We start from the raw sequence: 8,179 nt of genomic DNA on the forward strand, positions 1-8,179 counted from the left end.
TATATCCAGTTCCAAAAATCCATTTTTAGTGAGTTATGAAATTGATTTATATTTACGTTTATGCGTTTACCGCTTTAATGACTCCCGTTGTTATTACACTCTGCGCCCTACTCAACAAGGAGACTCATATCCTATTATTCTGCTAAGTGACTCTAGATATCGGACTTCTGCCGATGGGGTTACTTCAATCAAGGAGGAAATTATATGTCTTATCTGAAACGTGTTCGTACGCAAAATCCGCTGGTACACAATATCACCAACCTTGTCGTGGCTCCCTTTACAGCCAATGGCCTGCTCGCACTTGGTGCGTCCCCCTTTATGGCTTACGCACATGAAGAGGTCGCTGATGTCGCCAAGATGTCAGGTGCCGTGGTACTCAACATTGGTACACTCGATGACAAAGTCGTTCAGGCGATCCGTCTGACAGGCCAATCGGCTAATGCGCATCACGTGCCTGTGGTGCTTGATCCGGTTGGAGCTGGCGCAACCACCTATCGCACGGAAACCGTGCAGATGCTCGTTCGTGAGCTTCGCCTCACGGTACTGCGCGGCAATGTGGCGGAAGTCGCTAATGTCATCGGTGAGAGCTGGAGCATCAAAGGTGTCGACGCAGGATCAGGTGAAGGTGACCGGATCGGCATTGCCGAGCGGGCAGCGAATAAACTTGGCTGTGTCGTGGTCATTACCGGTAAAGAAGATATCATCACGGATGGACAATCCACATTCCTCACAAGTAATGGACATGCCCTGCTCACTCAGGTCACGGGTGCAGGTTGTCTGCTAAGTTCGGTGATTGGCGCTTTTACAGCCATAGCAGAATCAGGAGCCGATCTTCTAGGCAGTGTTGTAGAAGCGCTCGCTTTTTATGGCGTAGCAGCTGAACTGGCGGCAGTGCGTACAGCTCATCAGGGACCGGGCAGCTTCCAGATTGAATTGTTGAATCAACTGGCACAAGTGACATCTGACCTCTTGGCAGAGCACGCACAGATCCGTCAGATCCGTGGAGGTGCAGTATGAGCATTGCTCAAGCGCTAACCATTGCAGGCTCCGATAACGGAGGCGGTGCAGGAATTCAGGCCGATCTGAAAACATTCCAAGAGCTTGGCGTATACGGCATGACCGTTATCACCGCTATTGCTGCCCAAAATACAACCGGTGTGCAGAGCGTTTTTCCCATCCCTTACGATGGCATTGCCCAGCAATTGGACTCGACCAGCGAAGACTTTCAACCAACCGCAACGAAGACCGGCATGTTATATAGTGCTGAGATTATTCGTCTAGTCGCTGAGAAATGGCAGCAATATCGTTGGTCTAATCTAGTCATCGACCCCGTGATGGTAGCCAAAGGCGGTGCCCCCCTGCTCCAGCAGGAAGCTGTACAGGCGTTGGTTACGGAGCTGTTGCCCCATGCCCTGATCACAACACCCAATATTCCGGAAGCGGAACTGCTTACCGGGATGTCAATCACCAATCTGAGTCAGCGGGAAGAAGCCGCAAGACAGATTGTACAGATGGGCTCAACGTATGCTTTGGTCAAAGGTGGTCATGATGAAGAAAGTGGCATGATCGTGGATGTGCTCTACGATGGGCAGTCTTTTCATTATCTGGAGAATGTTCGTGTGGTAACACGTCATACACACGGAACGGGATGCACGTACTCTGCCGCCATCACCGCAGAGTTGGCCAAGGGTTCACCTGTTCTGGCTGCCGTTACGACCGCGCGAGCATTCATTCAGGCTGCCATTGAAGATGAGCTGGGGATTGGGGCCGGACATGGGCCGACGAATCATTTTGCGTATCAGCGCAGACAGCGGGGTGAGCAGTGATGCGCCCTTGGGATGCAGAAGCGGTACGACGCGCAATGCAGGTGTATTTGGTGATGGGCAGCGTCAATACAACGCAAGACCTTGTGGAAGTGCTGCGCCAGGCCATTGCTGGCGGCATCACGCTGTTCCAGTTCCGCGAAAAGGGAACTGGCGCCCTGGCTCACGAAGCTAGCATCACGCTTGCGATGCGACTTCGCGAGGTGTGCAGCCAGCACGGGGTCCCGTTCATCGTGAACGATGATGTGGAGCTGGCTGTAGCGGTGGAGGCCGACGGCGTGCATGTCGGCCAGGAAGATGCGGACGCGGCGCTAGTACGCGCCCGCATTGGAGATGGGCGGATGCTTGGCGTATCCGCCCACTCCGTGGAAGAGGCGCGCCGTGCGGTGCAGGCGGGCGCCGACTACCTTGGCGTCGGGCCCATGTACCCGACGCGCTCCAAAGCGGATGCCCACGCTGTGCTGGGCCCCGCAGGGGTAGCGGAACTGCGCGCCGCAGGCATCGCAGTTCCGGTTGTGGGTATCGGCGGCATTACGCCCGATACCACGGCCGCCGTGATGGCGGCTGGAGCCGACGGCGTAGCCGTCATCTCCGCCATCGCGGGCGCGGCAGACGTGCGCGCAGCGGCTGCGCAGTTTGCTGCGGCAGTGCGCGGGATGCAGGCGTAGCCCTGCTCTACCTGCACTGCCAGCCCCGTGGGCTGCACCTAATACATGGTGCAACTCACAACCGCTCGCTCTCCTCTCCATAACAGAGGAGCCTCCCCCCTGCGGCGCGGCAGTCTATGTCTTCGACTTAGAAGCGCATCCGCTCCCCTACAGTGACTGAATGATACAATAATTTAGTCATATCCAGTCACATCTATTCACCAATCCATAATCAAGATGCAGCTTCCATGCTCGCATCTTGTTTTTTCATTTTCAACGGTTGACTCTCACGTAACGTGACACTGTACAATCGGTGTTGTAAGGAGGTTTCACACATGGCCATGAAGGTAAAAGAAGTTGCCGAACTTACCTCGATCAGTGTGCGCACACTGCATCATTATGATGAGATCGGACTATTAACCCCGGACGAAGTGACTTCTGCCGGGTGTCGGTTATATTCAGATGCCAACCTGGAACGGTTGCAGCAGATATTGTTTTTTAAGGAACTCGACTTCTCTCTGAAGGAGATCAAAAACATTATAACCAACCCCTCCTTTAATCCAGAAGATGCACTAAATATGCATCGACTTATTCTGCTGGAGAAACGCCAACGCTTGGACCAGATGATTGCTACCATTGATAGAACGTTTTTACACGTGAGAGGAGAAATTAAAATGACAGCCAAAGAACAATTCGAAGGATTTGATTTTAGCCAGAATCCGTATGAACAAGAAGCGCGGGAACGTTGGGGAGACCATGCCGTCGATCACGCAAATCAGAAGCTGCACAGTAAATCAACCACGGAGCAAAAGGCTCTATCCGATCAAATGAACGAGATCTACAAACATCTGGCTTCACTTCGTCACACAGAACCAGCATCTGCCGAGGCACAGGCCGGTATTCAAGAATGGTACACCTGTCTAAACCAAATGGGAAGCTACTCACCTGAAGCCTTCAGAGGACTTGGTCAGATGTACGTGGACGATGAACGCTTCACGCGTAATATTGATCAGTTTGGCGATGGTTTGGCAGTATTTATGAGAGATGCTATGGCTGTATTTGCTGACCAAAACAAATAATATAGCCCTGTCTTCAACCACGTACAGTATTATTCAACTCTCATTGCCATCAGATGTGGATTGTAAACGATAGTCTGGAAGTTCCCCCCCCCTGTCCTGTAAAAAAATATTCTCGTCATCAGCTTTATTCGCAGTAAATGACCTTTCGGATATTTGAGCCTACCTCCTGAGGTGACCATATATTTCTTGTAATTAACCTTATGAACAAGTTGGATATATACTAGGGTTATGTGGTAAGTAATTTAAATCGATCTCAGTTGTTGCACCAGTTATGAGCCATATCCCACCTCCTAACTGGTGGATACACAAAAGGGACGTACGCCCAGGCGTATCGTCCCTTTTGTGTATCCAAGTAACTCAGCCGCAATGTGAACAAGCCTAACTGCTGCTCACTCTGAGTACTTTATAAATATCTTTTAGTGTAGATGCTCTTTACTACGTTTTTCTTCTGCTCCCAGTCCTTCGATATAACTTCACCAGATACTTAGAATGATGAGCATTAAGTTTCTTCTGTCAAACGTTCTTCATTTTGCTGCCAGGTCCACCGTCTATCCGATTAAGCTCTTGGCGCATGATCCGATGAAGATGCATCCGTAGCTAGACTGGTTCTCGCCATCCGGCCAGGAATCTGCCATGCAGACACAATCGCAAGCACGATGAATAACAAATCAATCGGTTGACTGAAATACTCCTGGAAGGTTTCCACATACGCACTGATCATCTCGCTATCAAACACAAGTTCCATCACGCCTACATCACCAAACAGTTCGGAAGTAAAATAAACCACCGTCAGATATTTCCCCAGCAAAATACCAACAAGCGCAAACAGTACGGCAATAATCTTATGTACCGTCGCAATTCGTTTATTGGAGAACAACACAACTGCGTAGCCCGTGAGCGCTCCAATCAAAATCGCAATTAATCCCACCTCATACTCGGTCATTGCAGCAATAGCTGCCCATACGATGCCTCCCAGAATGGCTGCAATTAAGCCACCAATGATCGGCATACCGATTTTAACTCCTTGTTTCTCTTCCATGTTGTCTTTCCCTCCTGAGTCATGCATATGCTTCTTTTCCAGAATTCACCTTTCCTATGAAACCACAAAAAACCTATTATTCAACATTTTTCTACTTTTGGTGTCCATGTATTTACATAATAGAAAAGATATATTAAGCATCCATTTCCTTGGCACATAAAAAAACATCCCTCCAACAGCATAATAGCCGTAGAAGGGATGTTTGCCTTACCTTGGAAAGCTCGCTCTATCTTACCTTTGCACTTCCTTGGAAGGCTGAATGACAGCTGCAATCTGTGCCAAAATGGCATCCACCGATGCAGGATCATGCACATCATACTCATCAATGTTCAGACGCAGCACAGGGCAAGCCGTAAACTGATCAATCCACACGGAGTAGCGCTCGTGCATATGCTTCCAGTACGAACGATCCGTCTGAATCTCCATCTCACGTCCACGTTCCGTAATTCGGTTTAAAATCGAAGGCAGACTGCCTTCCAGATAGATCAGCACGTCCGGATGTGGGAAATACGGTGTCATTACCATCGCTTCAAACAAACTGCTGTATGTCTCGAAATCTGTAGCAGACATGGTTCCTTGATCTGCATGCATTTGTGCAAAAATGCCCGTATCTTCATAAATGGAACGATCCTGAACGAATCCCCCACCTAGTTCAAAAATCTTTTTCTGTTCCTTGAAGCGCTCTGCCAGGAAATAAATCTGCAGATGGAAGCTCCAACGCTCGAAGTCATGATAGAACTTCTCCAAATATGGATTATGATCAACTTGTTCCAGAGAAGTCTTGAAATTCAAACGCTGTGCAAGCGCAGCCGTTAACGTGGATTTGCCCACCCCAACCGTACCTGCTACCGTAATTAATGCATTCGTTGGAATGCCATAGTTATTCATATGATATACTCCTTTACCTGATTAACAATTTGCCTGAAGTGTTCAGGATGTTCCACAAAGTCGAGTTGCTCTGCATTGACCTTAATGATTACTGGCGGATTTGAGCTATTTGCCAGATAGTCCATGCCTGTTTTGTAATCGGCGATCAGTTGTTCCATATATGCCGGGTCCATATCCTGCTCAAATGAGCGTCCACGTTTGTTAATGCGGTACATCAACGTATCCAGTTCAGCTTCAATATAGAGCACCAGATTGGGCTTTGGCAGATCATCTGTTAACAGATGATAGATTTGACGATATTTATCCCGTTTCGTTCCCTTTAAGGTACGATCGGCAAAAATCATATTTTTATAGATATGATAGTCTGAAATGACTGGGGTATTCTGCTCTACATAATGAGCGCCCGTGTCTTCCAGTTGTTTAAACCGATTACACAGAAAGAACATTTCCAATTGGAAACTCCACTCGTCGATATCCTGATAAAAGGAAGCCAGAAATGGATTCTCTTCTACGATTTCTTTAACTAACGGAAGATTCAATTCATGGGAAAGCATCGTTGCCAGCGTTGTTTTCCCCGCTCCGATCGGACCTTCCACGGCAATAAACGGGGCTGATTTCATCGTGTTCACTGTTCCTCCTCGTACTTATGCGTGTTTCCGTTTTCTATATAGACATCACCTATTGTATCACAGCTTTAAGGATTGGAACGCCAGTATTTTATGTATATAACAAGTCAAATCGGAACTTATAAATTACATTAAAATAAAAAAAACACACTCGAAATCATCAAGTGTGTCTTCCTATTGCTTGGCGGCGTCCTACTCTCCCAGGACCCTGCGGTCCAAGTACCATCGGCGCTAGAGGGCTTAACGGTCGTGTTCGGGATGGGTACGTGTGGAACCCCTCCGCCATCGCCACCAAACGCATAGCTTAGCTTACATTCAGAGTGTTGTTCTCTGAAAACTAGATTCGAAACGAAACATGCGAATTACAACTTGCTATTGGATAAGCCCTCGACCGATTAGTACTGGTCAGCTCCATGCATTGCTGCACTTCCACCCCCAGCCTATCTACCTCGTCGTCTTCAAGGGGTCTTACATACTGGGAAATCTCATCTTGAGGGGGGCTTCACGCTTAGATGCTTTCAGCGTTTATCCCTTCCGTACATAGCTACCCAGCGGTGCTCCTGGCGGAACAACTGGTACACCAGCGGTACGTCCATCCCGGTCCTCTCGTACTAAGGACAGCTCCTCTCAAATTTCCTACGCCCACGACAGATAGGGACCGAACTGTCTCACGACGTTCTGAACCCAGCTCGCGTACCGCTTTAATGGGCGAACAGCCCAACCCTTGGGACCTACTTCAGCCCCAGGATGCGATGAGCCGACATCGAGGTGCCAAACCTCCCCGTCGATGTGGACTCTTGGGGGAGATAAGCCTGTTATCCCCAGGGTAGCTTTTATCCGTTGAGCGATGGCCCTTCCATGCGGTACCACCGGATCACTAAGCCCGACTTTCGTCCCTGCTCGACTTGTAGGTCTCGCAGTCAAGCTCCCTTATGCCTTTGCACTCTTCGAATGATTTCCAACCATTCTGAGGGAACCTTTGGGCGCCTCCGTTACTCTTTAGGAGGCGACCGCCCCAGTCAAACTGCCCACCTGACACTGTCCCCGCACCGGATTACGGTACCAGGTTAGAACCTAGATACGATCAGGGTGGTATCCCAACGTTGCCTCCACACAAGCTGGCGCTCATGTCTCTTCAAAGGCTCCCACCTATCCTGTACAGATCGTACCCAAATTCAATATCAAGCTGCAGTAAAGCTCCATGGGGTCTTTCCGTCTTGTCGCGGGTAACCTGCATCTTCACAGGTATTAAAATTTCACCGGATCTCTCGTTGAGACAGCGCCCAAGTCGTTACGCCATTCGTGCGGGTCAGAATTTACCTGACAAGGAATTTCGCTACCTTAGGACCGTTATAGTTACGGCCGCCGACTGGGGCTTCGGTTCACAGCTTCGGATTGCTCCTAACCACTCCCCTTAACCTTCCAGCACCGGGCAGGCGTCAGCCCGTATACTTCGCCTTACGGCTTCGCACAGACCTGTGTTTTTGCTAAACAGTCGCTTGGGCCTTTTCACTGCGGCCCCCTCGTGCTATTCACACTACCGGGGCACCCCTTCTCCCGAAGTTACGGGGTCATTTTGCCGAGTTCCTTAACGAGAGTTCTTCCGCGCGCCTTAGAATACTCTTCTCGCCTACCTGTGTCGGTTTGCGGTACGGGCACCTTCACCTGGCTAGAGGCTTTTCTTGGCAGTGTGAGATCATGACCTTCGCTACTACAATTTTCGCTCCCCATCACAGCTCAGCCTTACAATGTGCGGATTTGCCTACACATCAGCCTTACTGCTTAGACGGACATCCATCAGTCCGCGTCACTACCCTACTGCGTCCCCCCATTGCTCATAACGGCTTACGGTGGTACAGGAATTTCGACCTGTTGTCCTTCGACTACGCCTTTCGGCCTCGCCTTAGGTCCCGACTTACCCTGAGCGGACGAGCCTTCCTCAGGAACCCTTAGGCTTTCGGCGGATCAAGATTCTCACTTGATCTTTTCGTTACTCATACCGGCATTCTCACTTGTATAATGTCCAGCGCTCCTTACGGTACACCTTCAACCCTTATACAACGCTCCCCTACCCCTG

At 49.6% G+C, this 8,179-nt stretch carries 7 protein-coding genes and 2 rRNA genes; 4 read left to right on the plus strand and 5 right to left on the minus strand.

The genetic code is table 11. The features are described from left to right. Window positions 1–204 precede the first annotated feature (204 nt). The 4 genes from thiM to D829_RS0119140 all read left to right on the plus strand — a co-directional run bounded on the left by thiM (window position 205) and on the right by D829_RS0119140 (window position 3,549). Window positions 205–1,017 carry a hydroxyethylthiazole kinase gene (gene thiM / locus D829_RS0119125; protein ID WP_017690534.1) on the plus strand — a complete coding sequence of 271 codons (813 nt, stop codon included), beginning with the start codon at window positions 205–207 and terminating at the stop codon, window positions 1,015–1,017. Continuing rightward, window positions 1,014–1,826: a bifunctional hydroxymethylpyrimidine kinase/phosphomethylpyrimidine kinase gene (gene thiD / locus D829_RS0119130; protein ID WP_017690535.1), complete on the plus strand. Its 813-nt coding sequence runs from the start codon at window positions 1,014–1,016 to the stop codon at window positions 1,824–1,826. The genes thiM and thiD overlap by 4 nt, the downstream gene beginning before the upstream one ends. Then, window positions 1,826–2,491: a thiamine phosphate synthase gene (gene thiE, locus D829_RS0119135; protein ID WP_017690536.1), complete on the plus strand. Its 666-nt coding sequence runs from the start codon at window positions 1,826–1,828 to the stop codon at window positions 2,489–2,491. The genes thiD and thiE overlap by 1 nt, the downstream gene beginning before the upstream one ends. Before the next feature lie 314 nt (window positions 2,492–2,805). Then, window positions 2,806–3,549 (plus strand): MerR family transcriptional regulator, encoded by a 744-nt coding sequence (locus D829_RS0119140; protein ID WP_017690537.1) that lies wholly within the window; start codon window positions 2,806–2,808, stop codon window positions 3,547–3,549. 556 nt (window positions 3,550–4,105) lie between these two features. On the opposite strand, the gene D829_RS31535 is transcribed toward D829_RS0119140, so the two are convergent. The 5 genes from D829_RS31535 to D829_RS0119165 form a co-directional block, all read right to left on the minus strand. Beyond that, window positions 4,106–4,588: a hypothetical protein gene (locus D829_RS31535; protein ID WP_017690538.1), complete on the minus strand. Its 483-nt coding sequence runs from the start codon at window positions 4,586–4,588 to the stop codon at window positions 4,106–4,108. A gap of 231 nt (window positions 4,589–4,819) precedes the next feature. Further along, window positions 4,820–5,476 (minus strand): deoxynucleoside kinase, encoded by a 657-nt coding sequence (locus D829_RS0119150; RefSeq protein ID WP_017690539.1) that lies wholly within the window; start codon window positions 5,474–5,476, stop codon window positions 4,820–4,822. After that, window positions 5,473–6,096: a deoxynucleoside kinase gene (locus D829_RS0119155; RefSeq protein WP_017690540.1), complete on the minus strand. Its 624-nt coding sequence runs from the start codon at window positions 6,094–6,096 to the stop codon at window positions 5,473–5,475. Before D829_RS0119155 ends, D829_RS0119150 begins: the two co-directional genes overlap by 4 nt. Window positions 6,097–6,281: 185 nt before the next feature. Next, a 5S ribosomal RNA gene (gene rrf, locus D829_RS0119160) occupies window positions 6,282–6,398 on the minus strand. 79 nt (window positions 6,399–6,477) lie between these two features. Further along, a 23S ribosomal RNA gene (locus tag D829_RS0119165) occupies window positions 6,478–8,179 on the minus strand; the annotation flags it as partial.

The organism is Paenibacillus sp. PAMC 26794, from assembly GCF_000316035.1.
GTDB lineage: Bacteria > Bacillota > Bacilli > Paenibacillales > Paenibacillaceae > Paenibacillus.

Bases quoted from the DNA above. Each gene is read 5' to 3' on its own strand.
- thiM (WP_017690534.1), top strand. From the start codon at position 205: ATGTCTTATCTGAAACGTGTTCGTACGCAAAATCCGCTGGTACACAAT.
- thiD (WP_017690535.1), top strand. From the start codon at position 1,014: ATGAGCATTGCTCAAGCGCTAACCATTGCAGGCTCCGATAACGGAGGC.
- thiE (WP_017690536.1), top strand. From the start codon at position 1,826: ATGCGCCCTTGGGATGCAGAAGCGGTACGACGCGCAATGCAGGTGTAT.
- D829_RS0119140 (WP_017690537.1), top strand. From the start codon at position 2,806: ATGGCCATGAAGGTAAAAGAAGTTGCCGAACTTACCTCGATCAGTGTG.
- D829_RS31535 (WP_017690538.1), bottom strand. From the start codon at position 4,588: ATGGAAGAGAAACAAGGAGTTAAAATCGGTATGCCGATCATTGGTGGC.
- D829_RS0119150 (WP_017690539.1), bottom strand. From the start codon at position 5,476: ATGAATAACTATGGCATTCCAACGAATGCATTAATTACGGTAGCAGGT.
- D829_RS0119155 (WP_017690540.1), bottom strand. From the start codon at position 6,096: ATGAAATCAGCCCCGTTTATTGCCGTGGAAGGTCCGATCGGAGCGGGG.